Annotated in this window: 19 protein-coding genes; 7 read left to right on the forward strand and 12 right to left on the reverse strand. The window is 40.7% G+C overall.

The genetic code is table 11. The features are described from left to right. Window positions 1-8: 8 nt before the first annotated feature. The 5 genes from AACR75_RS07765 to AACR75_RS07785 all read left to right on the forward strand — a co-directional run bounded on the left by AACR75_RS07765 (window position 9) and on the right by AACR75_RS07785 (window position 5123). On the forward strand, window positions 9-1157 hold the full coding sequence (locus tag AACR75_RS07765) for a sugar-transfer associated ATP-grasp domain-containing protein (RefSeq protein WP_047689539.1): 1149 nt from the start codon (window positions 9-11) through the stop codon (window positions 1155-1157). Further along, window positions 1154-2215: a glycosyltransferase family 4 protein gene (locus AACR75_RS07770; RefSeq protein ID WP_047689542.1), complete on the forward strand. Its 1062-nt coding sequence runs from the start codon at window positions 1154-1156 to the stop codon at window positions 2213-2215. The genes AACR75_RS07765 and AACR75_RS07770 overlap by 4 nt, the downstream gene beginning before the upstream one ends. After that, the gene (gene vpsj / locus AACR75_RS07775; RefSeq protein WP_047689545.1) at window positions 2212-3375 is read left to right on the forward strand and encodes an exopolysaccharide biosynthesis protein VpsJ; all 1164 of its coding nucleotides are present in this window, start codon (window positions 2212-2214) and stop codon (window positions 3373-3375) included. The genes AACR75_RS07770 and vpsj overlap by 4 nt, the downstream gene beginning before the upstream one ends. After that, window positions 3365-4117, forward strand: coding sequence for an exopolysaccharide biosynthesis glycosyltransferase VpsK (gene vpsK, locus AACR75_RS07780; protein ID WP_047689548.1), 753 nt, complete (start codon window positions 3365-3367; stop codon window positions 4115-4117). The genes vpsj and vpsK overlap by 11 nt, the downstream gene beginning before the upstream one ends. Before the next feature lie 214 nt (window positions 4118-4331). Then, window positions 4332-5123: an RbmA family biofilm matrix protein gene (locus AACR75_RS07785; RefSeq protein ID WP_047689551.1), complete on the forward strand. Its 792-nt coding sequence runs from the start codon at window positions 4332-4334 to the stop codon at window positions 5121-5123. Window positions 5124-5285: 162 nt separating this feature from the next. Here AACR75_RS07785 and AACR75_RS07790 read toward each other — a convergent pair whose 3' ends face one another. Next, the gene (locus AACR75_RS07790; RefSeq protein WP_047689555.1) at window positions 5286-6518 is read right to left on the reverse strand and encodes a glycosyl hydrolase family 28-related protein; all 1233 of its coding nucleotides are present in this window, start codon (window positions 6516-6518) and stop codon (window positions 5286-5288) included. 274 nt (window positions 6519-6792) lie between these two features. On the opposite strand from AACR75_RS07790, the gene AACR75_RS07795 reads away from it, so the two are divergent. Continuing rightward, window positions 6793-9669 (forward strand): beta-prism lectin domain-containing protein, encoded by a 2877-nt coding sequence (locus AACR75_RS07795; RefSeq protein ID WP_047689558.1) that lies wholly within the window; start codon window positions 6793-6795, stop codon window positions 9667-9669. A gap of 166 nt (window positions 9670-9835) precedes the next feature. On the opposite strand, the gene AACR75_RS07800 is transcribed toward AACR75_RS07795, so the two are convergent. The 8 genes from AACR75_RS07800 to AACR75_RS07835 all read right to left on the reverse strand — a co-directional run bounded on the left by AACR75_RS07800 (window position 9836) and on the right by AACR75_RS07835 (window position 19415). After that, window positions 9836-11152, reverse strand: a complete 1317-nt coding sequence (locus tag AACR75_RS07800; protein WP_047689561.1) for an O-antigen ligase family protein — start codon at window positions 11150-11152, stop codon at window positions 9836-9838. 71 nt (window positions 11153-11223) lie between these two features. Beyond that, window positions 11224-11838, reverse strand: coding sequence for a hypothetical protein (locus tag AACR75_RS07805; RefSeq protein WP_013857353.1), 615 nt, complete (start codon window positions 11836-11838; stop codon window positions 11224-11226). 551 nt (window positions 11839-12389) lie between these two features. Continuing rightward, a complete protein-coding gene (locus AACR75_RS07810; RefSeq protein ID WP_017049478.1) occupies window positions 12390-13091 on the reverse strand; it encodes a VpsP family polysaccharide biosynthesis protein in 702 nt (233 codons plus the stop codon). A 2-nt stretch (window positions 13092-13093) separates the two neighbouring features. After that, window positions 13094-15298, reverse strand: coding sequence for an exopolysaccharide regulatory tyrosine autokinase VpsO (gene vpsO / locus AACR75_RS07815; RefSeq protein ID WP_047689563.1), 2205 nt, complete (start codon window positions 15296-15298; stop codon window positions 13094-13096). A 13-nt stretch (window positions 15299-15311) separates the two neighbouring features. Beyond that, window positions 15312-15830, reverse strand: a complete 519-nt coding sequence (vpsN, locus tag AACR75_RS07820) for an exopolysaccharide export protein VpsN (protein WP_017045832.1) — start codon at window positions 15828-15830, stop codon at window positions 15312-15314. A gap of 6 nt (window positions 15831-15836) precedes the next feature. Then, window positions 15837-17027, reverse strand: coding sequence for an outer membrane beta-barrel protein (locus AACR75_RS07825; RefSeq protein ID WP_047689565.1), 1191 nt, complete (start codon window positions 17025-17027; stop codon window positions 15837-15839). Window positions 17028-17047: 20 nt separating this feature from the next. Then, the gene (gene vpsL / locus AACR75_RS07830) at window positions 17048-18442 is read right to left on the reverse strand and encodes an exopolysaccharide biosynthesis glycosyltransferase VpsL (protein WP_017045831.1); all 1395 of its coding nucleotides are present in this window, start codon (window positions 18440-18442) and stop codon (window positions 17048-17050) included. Between the two features lie 373 nt (window positions 18443-18815). Next, entirely contained in the window at window positions 18816-19415 is a 600-nt protein-coding gene (locus AACR75_RS07835) for a YitT family protein (protein WP_013857347.1), read from the reverse strand. Between the two features lie 346 nt (window positions 19416-19761). On the opposite strand from AACR75_RS07835, the gene glyA reads away from it, so the two are divergent. Continuing rightward, a complete protein-coding gene (gene glyA / locus AACR75_RS07840) occupies window positions 19762-21012 on the forward strand; it encodes a serine hydroxymethyltransferase (protein ID WP_013857345.1) in 1251 nt (416 codons plus the stop codon). A 121-nt stretch (window positions 21013-21133) separates the two neighbouring features. On the opposite strand, the gene AACR75_RS07845 is transcribed toward glyA, so the two are convergent. The 3 genes from AACR75_RS07845 to lipB all read right to left on the reverse strand — a co-directional run bounded on the left by AACR75_RS07845 (window position 21134) and on the right by lipB (window position 23234). Then, window positions 21134-21460 (reverse strand): hypothetical protein, encoded by a 327-nt coding sequence (locus AACR75_RS07845; protein ID WP_013857344.1) that lies wholly within the window; start codon window positions 21458-21460, stop codon window positions 21134-21136. A gap of 146 nt (window positions 21461-21606) precedes the next feature. Continuing rightward, window positions 21607-22575 (reverse strand): lipoyl synthase, encoded by a 969-nt coding sequence (gene lipA, locus AACR75_RS07850; protein ID WP_013857343.1) that lies wholly within the window; start codon window positions 22573-22575, stop codon window positions 21607-21609. Window positions 22576-22580: 5 nt separating this feature from the next. Next, the gene (gene lipB / locus AACR75_RS07855) at window positions 22581-23234 is read right to left on the reverse strand and encodes a lipoyl(octanoyl) transferase LipB (protein WP_013857342.1); all 654 of its coding nucleotides are present in this window, start codon (window positions 23232-23234) and stop codon (window positions 22581-22583) included. Between the last annotated feature and the right edge of the window lie 25 nt (window positions 23235-23259).

Genomic DNA, 23259 nt, shown 5'->3' on the forward strand with positions numbered 1-23259 from the left:
GAATAAATATGACGTCAGTGAATTTTTTAAAACATAAAATTGTTGATTTTATAAGGGTCGGTTATCTTTTTATTAAAGATAAAAGGACTCGTGGACATGTGATTCGCTATATTAGATCTAATAATAAAAAAAATATAAAAACTATTAGGTTTGAAACTAAGGAGCTTTGGAAATATTGGGGGGTTTTCCCTATTCAATATTACACGCATGATTTTTATTCAAAGTTTTGCTTGTTAAAGTTGGATGAAATGAAGGAATACATGCCATCATACTATTTTTATAAAATAGTATATCCATATTATGATGACATAGAAAAAACTACGTTAATGTTAGAAAATAAAACATCAATGAAGAGGTTGTTTGAAAGCGTTGATATTCCTACATCAAGAACAATATTTACTAAATTAAATAACATTTTTTTATCAAATGATAATGTGAATGCTGTTGGTGAAATGGAAATTAATTTTTTAATTAAACATTGTTCGGCAAAACGAATTTTTATAAAACCTACTGATGGACGCGGTGGAAAAGGTATAATTATTGCTGAGAAAATCGGGGTTAGCTATTTTTTTGAAGAGAATATTATAGATTATAAATTTTTATTAGATCTGGATGGTGACTATGTTGTAGAGGAAGGGATTGAACAACATGCAGAGATATCAAAAGTGTATGAGCAAAGTGTAAATACACTTAGAGCTGTAACTATAAGGAAAAAAAATAATCAAGTTGAGTTAATAGCAGTGACATTACGAATGGGGATTAATGGCCGTAAGATAGATAATGGCTCTGCAGGTGGAATACTCATCGGTATCGATTTAATGTCAGGAGGCCCTTTAAAACCATATGCAACTTATGAATATGGTGAGGAGAAATTTATCCATCATCCAGACAGTGGTTTTATATTTTCAGAGCTAAATATACCAAATTGGATAGATATAAAGTCTGGTATTATTGATTCTGCAAGAAAATTGGAGAATGCAAATCTAATAGGATGGGATGTTGCTATAACTAATGAAGGTTTTTTGATGATAGAGGCTAACACTCTTTTAGGTTTAGACCATATGCAATCTGGCGTCGGTGGTTTGAGAGACCATTTTATTGTTGGTGAACCATTGTTAGCTATCTGTAATGGTAGGGGGGATGAGATTTTTTTATGAAAAAAATATTAGTAATTAGTGTACCTAATTATGCTAAAGGTGGAGTGGCATCTGTTGTTTCTACATTTATGAAAAATAATTATGTAAATAGTAGATACAGTATTCGTTATTATTTCACTCATGAGTCTGGAGGGTCTTTGAAAAAACATCTTTCATTTTTTTATTTTCTTGTTAGATTTCCATTTTTCTTGCTTTGCAATGATTTTGATGGCGCTCATGTTCATGGTTCACTTAAAGGTAGTTTCTTTAGGAAAGCATGTTTTTTATTTTGTCTTAAGATATACAAAATACCTGTAGTATATCAATGTCACGCGGCTCAGGTGGATGATTTTTTTTCTAATTCACTAAAAAAGTACATAGTTAATAAAATTTTCAAACAATATGATTTAAGATTATGCTTAGGCAACTGTTGGAAGAGTAATTTTGAAAATATTACAGGACTAAAATGGAATGTGTTACATAATCCTGTTGCTACCTTTCCATTTGAAAAATCACAACATGAAGGATTTAATTTGGTTTTCATGGGGGAACTGTCAAAAAGGAAAGGGATAAGAGATTTAATTGAAGCGTTTTCCCTCGTTAAAAATGATAATGCAAAGTTGTACGTGGCAGGGAGCGGGGATATTGATAGCCTAACATACTTTTGTAATGAACTTGGTGTTAAAAATAGAGTTGAATTTCTTGGTTGGATTGATTCTGAACAGAAAGGTTCTTTATTATCTATAGCCGATGTTGTTGTTCTTCCCAGCTATGCAGAAGGGTTACCTATTAGTATCTTAGAGGCTATGTCAGCAAGTGTCGCTGTTATAACGACCCCAGTGGGTGCTATTGGTGATGCTATTACTCATGATATTAATGGCCTGTTAGTTCCTCCTGGTAATATTTATGAACTGGCAAGTGCTATAAATGTTCTGGGAAGTGATAAAGCCAAAAGACTAGAACTTGCAACACTAGGAAAAGAAAAGTTTGATGAATTATTTCACGAAGACGTTGTTGCACAAAAGCTACTAGGGTTTTATGAGTTATTGACGAATAAGGAACGAGGAAGAGCTAAATGACCGTCAATAGCATCGCCACCGCTATTCTTAAGAAAGCTCGTACAGAACAATTTGCTGGATATGACCCTTTTGATGGACTCAATTCAAGCTGGTTCAAGCGCTTGCCGATAAGCAAAGACTCGACTTTCGGCTTAGCATGGATCCAGTTGTTCAAACGCTCTCCCCTTAATCTTCGGCCATGGCTAGGTGTGCCCAAAGCGCGAAACCCTAAAGGCGTGGCTCTGTTTATTCTCGGATTAATCGAAGAGTATCAAGTGACCAAAGATCCCGCTTTGCTCACAGAAGCGGAGCAACTTGCGCTGTGGCTAGTGGCTCAGCGTTGTGATGAGCAAATCTGGCATGGTGCCTGTTGGGGGTATCATTTTGATTGGAAAGCGCGTGCATTCTTTGTTCCTAAGGGGAAGCCAAATGTGATCACGACAGTCTATGTCAGCCGTGCCTTACACCAATTGGGGCAACTGACGGGGCGAGCTGACTGGGTCGAGTTGGCGCTGCGCAGTGGTGATTTTATTGCTGGCCATTTATTGACTCAAAATGAGAGCGGGGAGTTTTTTGCGTATATCCCCGGGGAAACGGCGTTTGTGCACAACGCCAGTTTGTGGGCGGCAGCTTGGCTGGCCGTGGTCGGTCGAGAAACGTCTCGCCCAGACTACACTGAGTTGGCATTACGCATTGCGCGTAACAGTGCTCAGGCTCAAGCTGCCGATGGCAGCTGGGCCTATGGTACTCGTCATCATCATGTGTTTATTGACGGATTTCATACGGGCTACAATTTAGAAGCACTACACCTCATACGAACTACTTTAGCGACAAAGGAATTTGATGAGGTGATTGCACGCGGTTTTTATTTTTACAAGCAGCATCTATTTGAAACCGATGGAACAGCGAAATATTACCACAACAATCCTTATCCACTGGATCCGCACTCAGTATCACAGGCAATTATTACCTTACTCAGTGTTGGAGGTGAGGAGAGTGATGTTGTTTTGGTTAAACGCGTCATTCAGCGTGCTATTCAAACGCTGTACATGCCCGAGCGGGATCAGTTTGTTTATCAACGTAACAAACGTTTGGTTAATCGAATTCACTACGCGCGCTGGACACAGGCGTGGATGTACTTTTCATTCCGTTTTTATTTAAGAATTACCAATGAGGAATAACCGATTGAAACGCATTAATTTTCTTGGTAGCCCAATGGATGTGGCTTCGATGAGTGAAACTGTTGCTCTGATCCGCGATCGCATTTTGCGACAAGAGTTTACCCAGCATGTGGTCGTCAATGTTGCTAAGTTAGTCAATATGCGTAAGGATTCTGAATTGGCTCAGTCCGTGACCGAGTGTGACATTATCAATATCGATGGTATGGGTGTGGTTTGGGGCGCGCGCTTTTTAGGTCACCAAGTTCCCGAACGAGTGGCTGGTGTTGACTTGTTTCTAGAGCTCAATGCGATGGCTGCACAAGAACAAATGCCAGTGTTCTACCTAGGCGCAAAGTCGGAGATTGTTGAAAAAACGGCTGTGGCCATGCAGGCAAAGCATCCACAATTAGTGATTGCGGGTTATCACCATGGCTATTTTTGGGATGATGAGCACGCGATAGTTGAAAAGATCCGTCAATCAGGGGCGAAACTACTGTTTGTGGCGATCACGTCGCCGAAAAAGGAAAATTTTATCAACCGCTGGCAAGAGCAGTTGGGCGTGTTATTTGTGATGGGGGTAGGGGGAACATTTGATGTTGTCGCAGGTCATGTTTCTCGTGCACCCTTATGGATGCAAAAATCTGGGTTGGAATGGTTATATCGTGTATTACAAGAACCTAGAAGAATGTGGAAGCGTTATTTAGTGACTAATAGTCGTTATGCTTGGCTACTACTTAATGAAAAAATAAAACGAAAGGATTAAATTGACTATATGAAAGCAAACTTTAGTTTATTTTTAGGGAGCTTATTAGTTGAATCAATTTTGTTTATTATTATTAATACTTAGTCAATGTAATTGTCTTAGATTTGATAAAATCTGATCCTTTAATAAAAATCGGATGTATTTTTTATAGTTATCAATTAGCCTTAGCGCCAGTTGTAAAAACAAATGGTTGTCTAACTTTAAAGGATCTATCATGAACAAACGTTATTATTATCTGGTATCATGCTTGGCATTGTTATTTTCAACTGCTTCTTATGCGGAAGTGGATTGTGAGTTACAGCCAGTGATTGAAGCAAACCTTTCATTAAATCAAAACCAGTTGGCACGTAACGGTGGATATATTGCCAGTCAGCTAGGGATCCGTAATGAAAGCTGTGAAACAGTGAAGTTCAATTACTGGCTATCAATTAAAGGCCCAGAAGGTATCTACTTTCCAGCCAAAGCGGTAGTTGGAGTGGATACAGCGCAGCAAGAGTCTGATGCTCTTACTGATGGTCGCATATTGAATGTTACACGTGGTTTCTGGGTTCCAGAGTATATGGCTGATGGTAAATATACTGTTTCTCTTCAAGTCGTTGCAGAAAATGGAGAAGTATTTAAAGCCAACCAAGAATTTGTGAAAGGGGTCGATTTAAATAGCCTACCTGAACTCAATGGTTTGACTATTGATATCAAAAATCAATTTGGTATTAATAGTGTGGAAAGTACCGGTGGTTTTGTTCCATTCACCATTGATTTAAATAATGGCCGTGAGGGAGAAGCTAACGTCGAGTTCTGGATGACAGCGGTAGGCCCTGATGGTTTGATTATTCCTGTCAACGCGAGAGAGAAATGGGTTATTGCTTCAGGTGATACTTATTCAAAAGTGCGTGGAATTAATTTCGATAAAAGCTATCCCGCAGGTGAATATACCATTAATGCTCAGGTTGTAGATACTGTCTCTAGTGAGCGAATTGAGCAGTCAATGATAGTGGTAAAAAAATAGTTTTATCTAGTTCTAATCTTATGTGTATAAAAACCGCCTTTGGCGGTTTTTATTGTACTTTTTGAATGATATAAGCAATATATTCTTAACGTTGAATTACATAGTGGTCACTTACTCTTGAGCTCAATCAAATAGTTGTATCTTGTTGGTGGTGCGCACTTATCAATCTTTAATAACATCCTGTATATGATAATTTTCATTATAAAGTTGTTCATTGTTTCTAATGTTAATAAGCTTGCTTTTATTGTCAATTGAGATGAATTTACTATATGGTGTTAAATGATACTGATTTCCTATAATATTGACGTTTTCAAAAGAAACGAGATTATCTTGGCTATTGGTTCTAATAATAGCTTTATACTGTTCTTCAATTTCATTTCCAAAGTAAATGTTTTCGAATGTGTTATGACTTATTTGAATATTTTTAATGGATTGATTTATTGGGTCATTTTTACTGAAGCTTTGTAAACGTATACCTTGTTGAATAGTATCAAAAGCGTTTCCAATAATGGAAATATTTCCCCACCGAACATTTTTTTTTGTTCTAGAGTTTGGATAAATATTGATAGCGAATCCATTTATATTTGAAAAGATGTTTCCTGAGTAATAAACGTCTGAATAATAACTGACTTCATTTGCAGTACCATTAATATTTTCAAATTGGTTATTAATGACTTTGGCGCTTTTGGTATCGGCCCGTGCTGATAATTTTAATTTACAAGCATTAAATTGATTATTATCAATAATAATATCTTGTGTGCCTGGCATCTCTGTTCCTACAGTCGCTTGCGTTGTAGTGACTTGAGCGCAGTCTTCGAAGTGATTATGGCTCACTTTGATTGCCATCGACCCGGGTGGTATAGAGTGGTCCTGACTTGCGGTAGTCATGCGCAATGCCGCGTCACCAAAGCGAGTAAATTGATTTTGAACTACTAAGGTGCCTTTAGTGCTGCCAAGGTAGACACCTTGTTCTCCCCATATAGGTTTTAAGTCACCATTATTCAGCCCTTCAAAACTGAGACCTTGCAGTTTGATATTTTGTGTGTACATGATACTGAGTAAATACTCACCATTAAATGGACTACATTTCTTTAATTTACTGTGTATGGAGCCAATAATTTCAATGTTATTCTTTTCCTTTAAATAAAGGGTTTTACAAATCTGATATTCGCCAGAGGGAATAATCAGTACATTATTATCATTTAATTGATTCAGTGCATTTTGAAATGCGGATGAATCATCCTCTCCATCATTTGCGATGGCACCATATTCTATTACATTATGAGAAACGACTTCAGCGATAATGGCTGGGCTTAGGCTGATTAAAATAAGTGAAATAAATATGTAACGCAAGATACCACCCTCTTTATCTAATTGATTTAAGTATAACAGCACCTATAAAACGCTTCTTGAAAAAATAGAGAGCTATTCACTATAGTCGGTTCGTTTCTCAACTTTGAGATGTCTCATTAGTGAGGCGTAAAAATAGGCGTGCTGTGTTGAAATATCCCTTCCATTTATTGATAATTCCGTCGGATTTTTATTGGCAATTCACGATACCAGTTCACCAGTTCCTAGGTTTGAAAAATAATAATTACAAAAAAATCAACCAGATGCATATCGTTTCTGGCTTTGAAAAAATTAACCCCAAGTAAAGGGAGTCTTACAGATGACATCTCAATATATTGCACTTGCTGTCAGTCTTTTGTCGCTAAGTAGCACCGTGGCTCAAGCCACAACGAATGAAGCCGAAGGGTGTATTATCAGCCGCCTGAATGGCGAAAAATATTGTTTGAATGTAGGAGAGCGCTCGGGATACTCCCTACCTAGCTGGATTTATGCTCATCCAGTCGATGTACAGGCTCCGAGTGGTGTCTCTGTCATGCTGAGTGATTGGGACAACCTGTCTTATAACCGTTTGGCTGTGTTCAATCGTTATACTGGCAACGAAGATCTTAAGAATGTTAAGGCCTACAACGGCGCTTATTTAGATTTTTCTAAACCACGCTCAATGCGAGTGCTGGCTTCTGAAACTTATCCTGAGGCTTGTATCGTTAGCCGCCAAACGGGTGAGCGTTTCTGTTTGAAAGAGGGTGAGCGCTCAGGCTACTCATTGCCTGCTTATATCTATGCTCATGAAGTGGATGTGGAAGCGCCACAAGGTTTAGGTGTCATGCTGAGTGATTGGGATAACCTCTCTTATAACCGTTTAGCGGTATTTGGTGGTCATACTCAAAATGAGCAGATGCGAGCAGTCACAGCCTACAATGGCGAAACTCTTGATTTCTCAAAGCCTCGTTCAATGCGTGTTGTTCCTTATGAAGGTGACAGCTCTGCACTCAATATGAAGCTTAAGTGGTCTTGGCAAGGCAGTGCTTTCCAACCTAATTCTAACCAAGTGATGGTTACGCCGGTTGCCGCGCAACTGAATGATGACAATGGCGATGGCAAGATTGATGAAAAAGATGTCGCAGATTTGATCGTAGTGACATTTGAAGGAAACAAATATGCCAATGGCGGTTTAGTGCGTGCTTTAAGTGGTGTGGATGGTTCTGAGTTGTGGAGTTATGCGAATGGTGGTGTGATCGCGGATGCGCGTTATTCTCCTGCCGTAGGCGATCTGGATGGTGACGGAATCGTTGAAATTGTTACAACCAACAATCGCGATCAATTCATCACGATTTTGGATAACCAAGGCAACATCAAAAAACAGATCCCAACCACAGAAAGTGGCTGGCGTATTGTTGGTGATATCACGTTGGCTGATTTAGACCATGATGGCAGCGTCGAAATTCTGGCTGCAGATGGTGTGTATAACTACCACACAGGGCTGATTTTTAACCACCCTTGGGCACCGTCATCGATCAACGTTGATGTCGATGGCGATCAGCAACAAGAAGTCTTTTCAGGTGGTACTCTATTTCAAAATAACGGCGCGATCAATTGGCAATATCATGCCAATGATGCAGTTTGGTTCTCTTCGCTGGTTAACCTAGATAATGATGCTGAGCCAGAGATTATCGCTTCAGTTCCTGCTTCTGCATCAACTGGGCATAACGCACGTTTTGCTGTGCTAGAACACGATGGCACCATTAAGTGGGAAATCAATAATACTGCCAATCCAGGCGGTGGCGTGCAGGCGGTATCTAACTTTTTAGGCAAAGCTCAAGCAGTTGAAACGACTGAGTTCTCAAAAATCTACGGTTATCAACCTAATAGCAATCCTGCTTCTATTGTTTTGGCGGTCGATGGTAAAATCTCTGTTCGTTCAGGATTCGCGATTGATGCGATTGGTGCTTCTGCTTCGACTTTAGTCGGTGGTACGGGAGGCAATCTTAATGCCGCAGTTAACGTCAAAGATATTAAAGCGATTGATCTGACTTGGGGTAAATACTATTGGGGTGGTTATCATTTATTGGCGCTCGATTTTAGAATGAGCAACGGTAGCGTGATTTCTATGGGCTCTAAAAACTATGCTTATTCCAAGCAGACCGAGCGCTTTACTGTACCAGTAGGTAGTCGTATTAAAGGCATTAAAGCTTGGAGCGCTGGTTGGCTGTTGGACGGTGTTCAGTTTGAGTTAGCTACGCTAAATGGTACCAATGATCTGGATGTAAAAGGGATTGTTTACGCGGGTTATGCCGCTGTCGATATGTATAACAGCAAAGGTGAGCGCGTTTGGTCTGTTGCGAACGATGATACTGGCAGCGGCAAAATTGGTGTGTCTGCCTATGACTTTGATAATGATGGTATCGATGAAGTACTCGTGCAAGACCATGCTCGTGTACGTGTGTTAGATGGCAAAACGGGTAAAGAACGTGCTTCGTTAGCGCACTCAACGGCGACACTTTGGGAATATCCTATCGTGGTCGATCTGGAAGGTGACAATAATGCAGAGCTGATTGTTGTTGCTAATGATTTTGATAAAAACTATGTCGTTAACCATGGTGTGTTTGTTTATGAATCGGCGGACAGTGCAAAACCTTGGAAGAATGCGACTCGTATTTGGAACCAGCACGCTTTCCACCTGACCAACATCAATCAAGATGGCACTTTACCTACTTTTGTTGAGCCAAGTTGGTTGAGCCATAATACATACCGTTCGAGTACATTACGTGCAACGGTGGGTGGTGAGTCTCCAATTTTTGGTTACTCAAATACTCAGCAATCGCAACGTGTCGTGACGGCGGATAACCAGATGTATCTGCGTTCTGGTTTTGCGATCGATGCGATCGGCACGACGGCCAATAACTTGGTGGGCGGCCCAGTACAAGGTACTAACGGTGGTGTGCTAAGAGCACCGATTGCTCTTGATCAATTGCAATCCGTGGAAGTTACCTCTGGTCTTTATAACTGGGGTGGTTACCACATAGTGGCGATTAAGTTCACGATGAAGGATGGCTCTAGCGTGTTATTGGGTTCAACCCACTATGCGAGCAACAAAAAAGTTGAAACGTACACTGTGCCGCAAGGTAAACGCATCAAGCAGATTAATGTTTGGACTGGTGGTTGGTTAGTTGAAGGCTTGCAGTTTGTATTCGATTAATTGATATCGTTTTAATTCAATAATTGAAAATCCCTCGAGACAATCGAGGGATTTTTTATTAACCAGATATGGAGTAGGAATTGTTTTGGACGTATACCATTCCTACTTGAAGCTGCGCGGTGTTGGATACATTCGTTTACCTGCAACTTAAAGTCGTTTTTATATATCAGGAATATTTTGAACGAGTGACCAGACTCGGCATTGAATTTGACCAGTGTCCCATCAATAAACACAGCAAGAAATAAAGTGTTGTTGCGGGAGCTTGAAGTGGGAAATCAACACTCATGTGTATCAACATACCAATAATAGCCATCATGGATGATAATCCGATCCCTTTCATCAATCTATTTCTGCGGTTTTTAAACGCATAAAATGCGCGTTGGGCGGCGACTAAGATCATTACACCTAATATCGAAACCATGACAAGGCCTGATTCTAATGTGAATTGGATGTAGTCATTATGAGCATGATCGTAAAACAGTTTTACTTTCCCTTGATTATAGGAAGGAAAAGTGGAGTAGAAAGTACCAGCCCCAAAGCCAGTCAGAGGCCTTTCTTGTATTGCAACTAGGGAATATCTGACAACATCATCTCTTGATTCACTTTCCAAGCTAGTTTCAATAAGACGTTGTTTGACTTTCTCCAATCCAAACCATTGGCTCACGATGAACGTATCAATGATGAATAAACTGATTATAAGCACATAAACACTTTTGGGTTTCGGCTTGTAAAACAATAGCAACAGCACACAACCTACGGTTAGGGCGATAAAGAAAGCCATATTTCCCATTCTTGAGCGTGTTAAGACTAATGCAATCACCATGATCACGAGCCCTAAACGTACAAAGGCTTTATCAGACAGCAACACGGCTAAAAACTGTTTAGTGATATTTCTAAATCCGGTTTTATGTGAGCTATCGAGTTTTGCAATTAATAAGCCAAATCCAATGCAGAGATTCAGCATCAAGAAGTTTGCCAGATGATTATGATAGACAAAGCTTCCGGAGGCTCTATTTCCTAGTGGCAGCTTGAAAATTATCGAATGATCTAGGTTGAGTAGCAAAATCACGCCAGCGTAAAAGCCTTGGCAAATTCCACTGCTAACCATGACTACTGCGAGAAGTTTTAATTTTTTAGGTGTGTCGATAAGGACAAGAGCAATAAGACAAAACTGGAAATAGTGGAGCGATTTGATTGCAGAGACAAAGACTAAACTAGGATCCTGAGTTATACCAAGTTGTGGAATACTTTGGATGAATGACCAGCAAGTGATAAGTGCGATGGGAATGATGACTAATTTTCCCTTTATCAGACAGTTTTTCCAGTGCTCAAAAGAGTAGTTGAATAAACAGGCAATAAGCAGCAATGCAATCCAGATTTCATTGAATGACCATGCTAATGGGCGATTACTACCTAAAGGTATGGGCAGCCAAAATATAAAAATGAGAAATATTGGGAAAATGGATTTTTCTATTAGACGCATACTATTAATATCAATTAAGAAGGGCAGGAATATACCTGCCCTAAACTGGATGAAAGCATCGAATTAAACGATCAGTTTGGTGAAGCGGTACCACCACCACTGCCATTGCCGGTTCCAAGTGTTGTGGTGTTACCTGGCACCGTTGCGACTGGAGGTAAGCCACCAGGTAAAGCCGATGGAGTACCTGCCGCTGTCGGTTCAGTAATGGTCGCTGGGTCAGCGCCACCGGAGATTGCAGCAACAATCACATCGGTTGAGTCCATTAAATCCATTGCAATAACAGCATCAACGATAGCTTGAGCTGACTCTGGTGATTTAGTGACAGCAAGCTGAATGACTTCAGAACGCATCTCTTGAGGTGCATTTTTAACGAGTATCGCAGTCAAAGCTGCGACTTGGTCACTCGATATATGGTCAAATACCGTATTGAAGATATCGAGTGCTAGTTGTGGGTGTAGAGTAGACGCTAGGTCCGCCATTTCTAGTGCCATGCTTGGGCATAGTTTCATTAAAGCTTGCAGAGAAATAATGGCGTCGTCTGCTTGTTCTAGGCTGGCTCTTATTGTGTCTGTGGCCACTTTATGGTTTTTATAAAGTGAACAAGTAATTTCTGTTTCGGCATATAACCTTGAACTAGCCAGCAAAGCTGAAATAGCAATCCAAAATATCCATAGTGATTTTTTCATTGGTAAGTCCTAAAAGCCTACGATTTACTGTTGCGATGATTATAAGTGAAGTAGTACATCCAGTGATATCGTACTTCTGTTAATAAGGGTTCGATTCTCATTCTTAAGGCGTTTTTATGCGCGAGGTTGTCTTAGTTTGGAGCATAAGTTTGAAGATTGAAGTCTGCTAGTAACGTAATAGATTATTGAGGCCATTGTTATACCAAGTAAGCTTGCCCCTAAATCGAGCAAAGAGAATGATCGTGAACTCGATAACATTTGTAAACTTTCATCAATTACGCAACAGGTCGAGACGATAACTATGGCGAGAAAGATGCTCTGTATAGGGGAAAGAGTGGCGGAAATTACTCGGATAAAAACCAAGGTAATGAATAGCGCAAGTGTAAAGTGGAGATAAATATCACCGCCGAGTGACTTTTCCAAAAATATCGGTATCTCAGCATGAATATTCAGTGTTTTTGCCAGTGATAGCGAAGCCGTACCAAGAGAAAGCAAGGCTAACATGAACAAGGCGATAGGCCGGTTTATTGAATAATGTTTTATCATCGATATCACTCTAGCGCTCTCTTGCAGAGACTATTTTTCTCAGTATAACGTTGAGGGTTATAAATAATAGCTGCACAGGTAAATTTTAAGAGACCGTTTGATTTTAGATATTGGTAGGCTTCTCCTCTGCTTTGAGGATGAGCTAATGCTCTTGCGGCGTGATCAATAATGATAGTTCGCTGCGGCGCTGAAAAAATAGACCAATGGTTAAGGCCAATCTGGAAAAGTGTGTTGTTCACTTTGGGTGTAAAAGGCCCATATCTGTCGGCTTGTGCAAAATAGAGATCAATATTTTCCCCTTTCAACTGAGTTTCAATCACCAATAAATCAGCCCATGTGTCTGACCAAGTGGGTCTCAATAATGCACTTTCCAAGTAGGCCTTTTTTGCATTGAGCAAGCGGCTCTCTTTATATACATCATCGCCCAAATAGGCTTCCCACTCATAGACCTTACCCAGTAAATTGTGGTAATGAGGATGGTCGCTGTGGTGTTGTAGGGCCTTTAGTATCATGAGTTTTGTCTCATTCACTTGCTCTAAAGTTACACCATCACTGTGCTTTGTCCAGTAGTCGATATTTCTTTCTGTTGCTAGAGCGTAAATGGACGCCGTCAAAAAATGAAATGCAAAATAGAGAGTCACGAGTGCAGTTAGCCCAATGCTCAAACGCAAAGCATGGGCTAAAAAAGGGTGATTCGCGACCTTCATGGTTATTTTTCTGGGCCGTAATAGGATTGATATTGATGATAACCGCTATAATTAGAGGCTTTTTTGGTGTTCAGTTTGTTCAATATGACGCCATCAATTCTCGCTCCTTGCTGCGTTAAGCGTCCGACCACATCTCTAGCCACTTTAGTACGTGTGTGTGGAGCATTGATCACGAGTATGGTCGAGTCCACGTACTGCGACAGCATAAATGCATCACTAACGGCTAAACATGGAGGTGTATCAATCACAATTCTGCTATAGCGTGTCTTTAGCTCTTCGAGTAGTGAGGCAAACTTAGGCGAGGAGATAAGTTCAAGAGGATTGTCTGTCACGACTCCTGCTGCCAAAACATCAAGCCCTGATTCTTCATCGGTATAGAGACACTCTTCTATGGTATGCGTACCTATGAGCAAGTTGCTCATTCCTGGCTGTGAACCAGAGATGCCAAAACGGTGTGCAACCGACGGTTTTCTCAAATCGCAGTCAATCAGCAGTGTTTTTTCCATTTGTGCCAGTGAAAAAGCCAAATTGATACTCGAGGTTGTTTTTCCTTCCTCAGGTAGTGAAGAAGTAACCATTACCACATGATGATCTTTGTTGGTGTTGGCAAGTAAATAACCAGTCCGAACGGTTCTAATCGCTTCTGTGAGCTCTCGATGTTTCGAATTAAAATAGGTTTTTAGCGTTAGGGGGCCTCGAGTTTTAATTGCCGGTATAATACCGAGCAAGCTTAGTGATAACTGTTTTTCGACCTGTTTTACATCAAGGAATGTATCGTTTACCGCATCAGCAATGAAAGCAACAACACATGCCAAACCAAACGAAGCGACGAACGCTAATAATACAATCAGTTTACGGTTCGGTTTACTTGGGGCGAGGGGCGGATTGGCAAAATCGGTAAAACGAGCAATCGTAGCATTAAAGTCGCTCGATGCACTGGTCTCTTTTTGACGACTTAAAAAGAGATCAAACAGCTCTCGGTTTGTTTGGACTTCGCGCTTTAGCTCTGAATATCGTGCATTTTTTACGGAGAGGCTTTGAAACTCTGATTTGCGTTTCTCAAGTTCCCTGTGTAAAGAACTCTCTGCTTGCTTAGCAGCCTGTAACTCATTGTTGATCCCGTTTAGTAGCTGTTTTAGTTCGGAATTTAAATTGCGTTTAACAGAGGCTAGTTCGGCTTGAGCTGATTTTAGCTTTGGGTGTTTGTCACCATAACGTTTTGATAGTTCCGAGACTTTCTTTTCAGCTTGCACTTCAGCCAATTTGACATCTCGTATCGTCGGGTGGTTAGATATCTCTGGGATAGATGCAAGGGCAGAGAGGTCACCATCTTGACGGCTGTACGTTTGAGCGACCAAATACAGAGTCTCAGCTGCAACGCGTCTGTCTCTCGTTTTATTCAATTGAGAGGTCAGTTCTTCAAGTTCTTGAGATGCTAGGCTTTCAACGCCTTGGATATCAACTAGTCCTTCAGATTTTAAAAATGTTTGTAGTTGAGCTTCTGACTTTTTTAGTTGTTCGCGCAAATCACCCATGCGGTTGTTGAGCCAGCTATTCGCCTTCAGTTCAACTTGAAGTTTGTCTTCGATATGACTATCCATAAAGACGTTACCAATCTCATTGGCAATTTGAGCCGATAATTTAGGGTCTTTACTGGTGTAGAAAATATTCACTAGTTGAGTTTTTCTTATTGGGCTAACTTCTAGCCCACGCTTAAACTTAGCCAGAACCAATCGGCTAGTTCGATAGTTTTGGTCTTCCTGTGATATTTCCGCTGGCTCTTTCTTGAACGATTTTAGAACAGGAAACCATTCCAATACATCGAATTTAAACCCAGTTTTTTGATTATTTTCTACAGTAGGGTCAAATTCTGGGTGGCTGGCAAGGTTAAGGCGTTTAATGACTTCCTCTGCGACTCGGTCTGATTTCAAGATCTCTATTTGAGTCAAATAGTATTCTTGGCTTTTGGTATCTAAACCATAGATGTCTTCAATCGAAACAGCTTTTGCTTGCTTCGATTCGATGATCAGTGAGGCGCGAGCGGTATATTGCGAAGGAATTGATAATGCAATCAATACGGCGATGGCGGTAACCATTGTAGAAAAAAGTAGAATACGCCATTTATAGTTGAGAAGAACATGAAAATACTGACGAATATCAATAACTTCATCTGAGTTCAAGTGATTTTTAATTAAAGAGTTTTCCATACAACTAAGTTACCTAAAAAAAGCTTTCTTCTACGGTGAGAATGTCACCAGGCTGAATTTTATGAAGCAATGTTACTTTTACTGGCTTGGCCTCAGGAGCATCACTTGATGATATATAGATCTTAGTTTTAGAGGCTCGCTCAGTGAATCCACCCGCAATCGTAATGGCTTTGTTTACGGTTAACCCCGGATGATACGGATAACTCCCGGATATTTTCACTTGTCCGTTGATAAAATAGGGACGATATTCGACTATGCTGACAAAAACATTGGGGTTAACCAGATACCCATCGATTAAACCATTGTGGATAGCAGTTTTTACTTCCTCAATCGTTTTTCCTTTCAGTTTAATTCGTCCCAAAAAAGGGTAATCAATGTTACCACTGTCACCCACACGCGTTTCAATAGATAACTCTGGTTCATCATAAACTTGAATCCGAATTTGATCCCCAACGCCTAACTTATAAAAACTCTCATTGGCCAATGTTGACCAGGAAAGACAACTCAATAGAATGACTAAGAAGTACTTCATCGTAAGTTACATCACACCTTCAATAGCAAAGTAATAAACATTTTGATCGTAGCTTAACGAACTGATGCTGGAATCTCTTGATTCAAGTTGGTAGCCGACTTTGAATGTTAGCCAACGACGAAAATCGTAGCTTAATGAAAGTGTTACCTTACTGGTGTCATCGTCGCGAGCAGTGCTGGTGTAATTCTCGCTTAATAGAGAATAATCGACGTTAGAAGAGATGATGTCACTCCAATTGTGTGTCCAATTTGCGTTATACACTTTGGTATCGATTGAATCACCTGTACCGTCAGTATCGGTTGATTTACGATTTGTTTTCAACTGCACTGCAGAGTATGTGCGGATGAGATAAGTGACATCAATATCCCATGAAAAAGAGTCGAAATCTTCTCTAGAAGAGGATTCAAAATCTTTATGTTGCATACCGACCTTGGCATTTCCCTGCAGTTTCCCTGTTGCGTCCCACGAGGTACCAACATATCCCATATAATGGGTGCTGTCTTTGAGAGTTGAGCCTGGGGCTATATCACTATAATGCCTATCATTAACGATAATTTGGAAAACCAACGATGTTTTTGGCAGCGCTTTATAGTATAGAGAGCTGTTGAATCGTAATTCATCCCAATTTTGGTATTGAGTAATATTTTGGTTGTTTTTATAGTCCAAATTGCCCCAACCAAGGTTGGTTTCTATTCGACCTTTGGCGTCTTCACCACCAAAACCGTAACCGAGGTTGACGTTATTGGTGTTGTATTTGTTGTACGACAAATTGAGTGTCGTATCGTTATCACCACGCTGTTCATGAGTTAATGCAAGAGCATAGCTGAAGTCAACTCGATGCTTGGAATTGAGCTCCCAGTCACTGGCTAAATCAAAGAAATGGTCAGTGTAGTTATCTTTGCTAGAGCTGAAAAAATCGCCTCTTTGTAGTCGATAACCTACGCGATGTTTCTGGCCACTTGTCGGCTCTATTGCTAAACCGATACCTGGTTCGAACACTGAATATTGGGAATGTTCGAGATCTTGTGACGCTTTTGCTAAGTTGTCGTTATAACCCGTTGATAAGTTTAAAAACGGTACAATAGCAATCCCTGACTCAGTCATGATTGGGTTAGGTTGCGGTTTTGCTTGTACGGCTGATAACGCAAAAAAAGCCAAACCAAAGGACGCGATTCTATTTAAATTAGTTGTTTTCATATGAGTATGCTTTATCCATTCTAGTAAGCATTCTTGCCTACAAATCCTTTAAATACGGTGAGAAATACGATTTTGATGTCGAACCACAACGACCATCTGTGTATATAGTCCAAATCAAATTGGACACGTTTTTCCATTTTATCTAGCGTATCGGTTTCACCACGCCAGCCATTAATTTGTGCCCAGCCAGTAATTCCTGGTTTTACTTTATGTCTCAGCATGTAGCGGTTAACTATCGTTCGATACTCTTCGTTGTGCGCTACGGCATGAGGGCGAGGGCCGACAATAGACATTCGACCTTGTAGCACATTAATAAACTGTGGTAGCTCATCTAGTGATGTCTTCCGAATAAACGCACCAAAAGGAGTCACTCGGGGATCATTTTTTGTTGCTTGCGTCACTTTATTTCCATTATCCATGGCACGCATGCTTCTGAATTTCCATACTTTGATAGACTTTCCATCCAGCCCATAACGCATTTGTTTGAAAATAATAGGGCCGGGCGAGCTGAGTTTTACGCCTACTGCAACTGCAATGAGGACAGGACTGATTAAAATCAGGATAAGACTACTTAAGACTAAATCTTCAAAACGTTTTAGCCACGTACCTAACCCATTGAACGGTGTGTCAAAAATACTAAAAGCATTAACATCGCCGATGGTATACCAACGTGAATGCAGTAAATTGAAGGTGAAAAAGTCCGGCACAATATAGGTATTTACTGTGCTATCCGAAAAGGCCTCTAGAATCTTGCTGATCCGATGCTGGGCTTGCATTGGTAGTGCTATGTACACACTTTTTACTTGACCGTTTTTGGCAAGTGTTAATGCATCATTAACTTTACCGAGCACTGGAATATCACTTGCGATACGTTCATCACCCCTATCATCGTAAAAGCCCGTCAGTTTAATACCTAACTCAGGGTTATTGATGAGATTTTTCGATAGTTCTAGGCCCTGCGGTGTCATGCCGATAATGACCGCTTTAGTGGTGTGATAACCTTTTTTATGTAGATAGTAAATGACTGTAAATGCGACGAAGCGCCAAAGCAGTAATAAAATAAATGATCCGACAAACCAAAAGCCTAAAATTAAACGTGAGAAATCGCTTCCAGTTTTTGTGAAATAACCAACTAAAGTTAAGCAGCCAACAGTTGAAGCCCAACAAAAAGCAGTGTGTAGAGTTAAAACTCTAAGTTTTGTGGTTCGCCAACCGCTGTATATATCAAGGCTTTCAGCAATAAATGAATAAAAAATAACCCCTAAAAGTCCCACAGATATATAAGACATCGTAACGATATGTGAGTGAAACTTTAGTGTAATATACATTGTGATCAGTATTACTAAGCAATCTATCAGGCGGTAGAAAAATTTACCTTGATAGTTAGAAATACGGATCCTTCCTCTTTCACCCATTGTAGAAGCTCCTAACCGCTCAATTATTAAGGTAACGAATAATAATTATTTTTTAGCAGTGCATTCTCATATTAAGCTCCGACGACTTCAACTGATCAGGTGCATCAAAAATAAGACGCGATGTGTGATATATGGAATGGGTGACTGTATTTTGGGTTTTTCAATTTGAGATGGAGTACGGAGAGTCGGATAAGGTGATGTAATCACTTGCTATTACTGCATTAACTTAATGTGGTCACCTTGTTAGATGACCGTTACATAAGAGCTAGCTAATGTTTAAATAAAAATAATGGAGGGTATTTACGGTGTAAGAATTAAGGCTAAATTTGGTTGTGTTTTTATCTCTTCTTAATCTTATGGATATTGCGACAGCTTAAGGGTAAGTCACGCTATATCGTGTGGGTTTATGATTCATTGCTAACACAAGGTTAAGTGAGACAGCCCCGAGCACAGACAGTGTGGCAATGGAAAACGAAACAAAAAAGGCAGAAGCAGCTAAAATTGAGCAATCTATAACCAACTGACTTTTGCCAACAGGGATCCCAAATTTATCTTGAATAAACAAACACAAGACATTAAAGCCACCCAAGCTGGAACGGTGACGAAAGAGAATTAACATGCCAAGACCCATTAATAATCCCCCGGCAATGGCGCAGTAAATTTCATTGACCATTTCCAAAGAAATTACCAAATAAAGATGGTCTGCAAAAATAGAGACTAATGCGCCGGATAGCGCGCTGTTGATGGCAAAGCGATGACCAAATCGTTTCCAAGCCAAAATGTAAAAAGGGGTGTTAGCCAAAAAATAAATGCTACCAAATGAGGCTGGGACTAACTGGCTGATCAGCAGTGCTAAACCAGCGGTTCCACCTGTCAGTAAATGAGCGGACTGGAGAAAGAAGACGCCTTGTGCGACCAAAAAGGTTCCCGTTAAAATGGCAACCCAATCTTCTTTACGTGTGTGTGTTCGCATCGATAAATAATTTTAATAGCTAAGAATGGCGAGCATAGTAAAGAAAAAGTAATATTTTCGGTAGATAGAGAGTGAAAATTGAGGTAAACCTATGTAATTGCAGCTTTACAAGGTGTAAAGCAGAATGGTTGACATACTAACTCATCATTATCCAACTTACTGTTTAGCATGAGTTACCTCACTATCCATTATGAAAAAACTGCATGATAATTTCTGTAATTTGTTCTTTATGACCCAGATCAAATTATGTAGAATGTGCGCCATATTATGGTGACGAAAACGTTTGCTTTTGGTCGTTGTGTGGTTTTTTTGAAACTTTCAGTAAAATCTGAGTCAGGAGATACAGATGCTTAAGCGTGATATGAACATCGCAGATTACGATGCGGACCTGTTCGCAGCTATTCAAGAAGAGACTCTTCGTCAGGAAGAACACATTGAACTTATCGCTTCGGAAAACTACACAAGTCCACGTGTAATGGAAGCGCAAGGTTCACAGCTCACCAATAAATACGCTGAAGGTTACCCAGGTAAACGCTATTACGGTGGTTGTGAGTTTGTCGATAAAGTAGAAACACTGGCGATTGAACGTGCGTGTGAACTGTTTGGCGCAGACTATGCGAACGTGCAGCCGCATTCTGGCTCACAAGCAAACAACGCGGTTTATATGGCGTTGCTTAACGCAGGTGATACCGTATTAGGAATGAGCTTGGCACACGGTGGTCATTTGACTCACGGTTCTCCTGTCAACTTTTCCGGTAAGCTGTACAACATCATTCCTTATGGCATTGATGCAAAAGGTCAAATTAACTACGAAGAGATGGAAGCATTAGCGGTTGAGCATCAGCCAAAAATGATCATCGGTGGCTTCTCTGCTTATTCACAAGTTTGCGACTGGAAAAGAATGCGTGAAATTGCTGATAAAGTGGGCGCTTACTTGTTTGTTGATATGGCGCATGTAGCTGGTTTGATTGCGGCGGGTGTTTACCCTAACCCAGTTCCTCATGCCCACGTAGTGACGACCACTACCCACAAAACACTGGCAGGTCCTCGTGGTGGCCTTATTCTTTCGAATGCAGGTGAAGACTTATATAAGAAGCTTAACTCAGCCGTATTCCCTGGTGGTCAAGGTGGTCCTTTAATGCACGTTATCGCAGGTAAAGCGGTCGCGTTCAAAGAAGCTCTAGAACCAGAGTTCAAAGAGTATCAAAAACGCGTTGTCGCCAATGCGAAAGCGATGGTGGCCGAGTTTTTGGCTCGTGGTTACAACATTGTTTCAGGTTCCACAGAAAATCACCTGTTCCTTGTCGATTTGATCGATAAAAATATTACAGGTAAAGATGCTGATGCGGCATTGGGTGCGGCTAACATTACAGTGAACAAAAACTCTGTACCGAATGATCCGCGTAGCCCATTTGTGACTTCTGGCATCCGTGTGGGTTCTCCATCAATTACTCGCCGTGGTTTTACTGAAGCTGATGCGAAAGCACTAGCTGGATGGATGTGTGATATTTTGGACAACATGGGTGATGAATCTGTGATTCAAGCAACGAAGGCAAAAGTGTTAGAAATTTGTAAGCGTTTGCCTGTATACGCGTAGTTTTACGCACAATAAAATAAAAGCTCCTAATATTCAGGAGCTTTTTTATTTGGTCATTATTTATTTTATTGAGCGCCAATAAGAAGAAGTGGCCTCTCGCTGTTGAATGTGCTCTGCAGAACTATTTTGCAATGCTGAGCAATGTGCCTGACTTACATTGAAAAGAGTAATATTTAGTGCTCTCGTTAAATTTGCCTAAACCTTCACCATCACAATACTCAATATTAATATTGCGCATAGTATCAAGTGTCTTTTCGCTATTTAAGGCAAACTTAGAGCCGTCAGCGCAGACAATACGAACGCGGCCATCATCACTCACAGAGTAAATGTTGACTTCAGTATTACAAAGCTCAAAGGAGGCTTCACGATAGTTATCTTGCTGAGTATTAGACGCACAACCGGCCATTAAAGTGGCTGTAACAAGTGCTAATGTACTGATCGTTTTCATATTAATAAATCCCTAGCTTTGTTATCTATTTTCTATGTCGTTAGCCTATAGAACATAGAATCAATATTCAAGCTTCAATCATTAACCGAGCAGAGTCTCAAAAACCGATGAGTGAACATCGGCTTGATTGAACTTGTGCTGTGTGGTTATTTCACTTCTAGCCCTTTGGCTTGCATATCCGCATGATAGGAGGAACGTACGAACGGGCCACAGGCGGCGTGAGTAAATCCAAGCTCTAGTGCGATCTCTTTAAGTTCGTCAAATTCAGACGGTGGAACGTAGCGTTCAACTGGCAGGTGATGGCGACTCGGTGCTAAATATTGACCAAGAGTAAGCATTGTGACGTCGTGAGCTCGAAGATCTTTCAATACTTCCACGATCTCTTCTTTTGTTTCACCAAGCCCCATCATGATGCCTGATTTGGTAGGGATACTTGGATGTTGTTGCTTGAATTTCTTCAACAGTTCCAGTGACCATTTATAGTTTGCCCCAGGACGCGCCTTACGATATAGGCGTGGTGCAGTTTCTAAGTTGTGGTTAAACACATCCGGTGGGTTATCTTTCAGTAGTTCAAGGGCGATATCCATTCGGCCACGAAAATCCGGTACTAACGTTTCGATACGGATCTCTGGGTTTAATGCTCGAATTTCACGGTTACAGTCGGCAAAATGTTGGGCACCACCATCACGTAGGTCATCACGGTCAACTGAGGTGATAACCACGTATTTCAACTTCATATCCTTAATGGTTTGCGCCAGTTTTTGTGGTTCGTTTGTCTCTGGGGCATTTGGCCGTCCATGAGCAACGTCACAAAATGGGCACCGTCTTGTGCAGATGGCGCCTAAAATCATAAAGGTGGCGGTTCCGTGGTTAAAGCATTCTGCTAGGTTAGGGCAAGACGCTTCTTCACACACCGAATGGAGATTATTTTTACGCATTGCCGATTTGATCTCTTGGATGCGTTGGCTATCACTCGGCAGCTTAATTTTCATCCACTCGGGCTTACGCAAAACTTCTTTTTGTTCGGCGGCTGGCATATTTTTTACAGGAATTAATGCCATTTTATCAGCGTCGCGGTATTTAACGCCTTTTTCCATTTGGATCGGTTTGCTCATGCTTTTTACCTTTGAAGAGGTGCTTCTGTGCTGAATTCTACTTGCTCGTAAGCCAATATGTTAACGAGTTCTATTATAAGTTGTTTTTCTACGGTTTGTAGTTCTGTCGGGCCGCCCAGTTCACTGACTTGGGCCATTTCTAAACCCTGATAACCACAAGGGTTAATGCGTAGGAAAGGGGAGAGATCCATGTTGACGTTTAGCGCTAAACCATGAAACGAACAACCTTTACGGATCCGTAACCCAAGAGAGCAGATTTTTTTCCCTTTGACATAGACACCAGGGGCATCTGGTCTTGCGGCTGAGTCAATACGGTATGCTTGCAAGGTATTGATCACGATCTGTTCAATTTTGGTCACTAACTCTCTTACACCTAATTTTTTGCGGCGTAAATCGATCAAGAAATAAGCCACTAGTTGGCCTGGACCATGGTAGGTAACTTGGCCGCCTCGGTCACTTTGTACCACTGGAATATCGCCAGTATTGAGAAGATGCTCAGCTTTACCTGCTTGGCCTTGGGTAAAAACTGGTTGATGTTCGACAAGCCAAATCTGATCCGGTGTGCTTTCGGTTCTTGTATCGGTAAATTCATGCATAGCTTCCCATACAGGAAGGTATTCTTGGCGACCCAGACGTTTTACAACAAGCGAATTTAACATCAGCGTGACTCATCTACCGTATAAA

It is taken from the genome of Vibrio sp. ZOR0018 (genome assembly GCF_963865925.1).
GTDB lineage: Bacteria > Pseudomonadota > Gammaproteobacteria > Enterobacterales > Vibrionaceae > Vibrio > Vibrio anguillarum.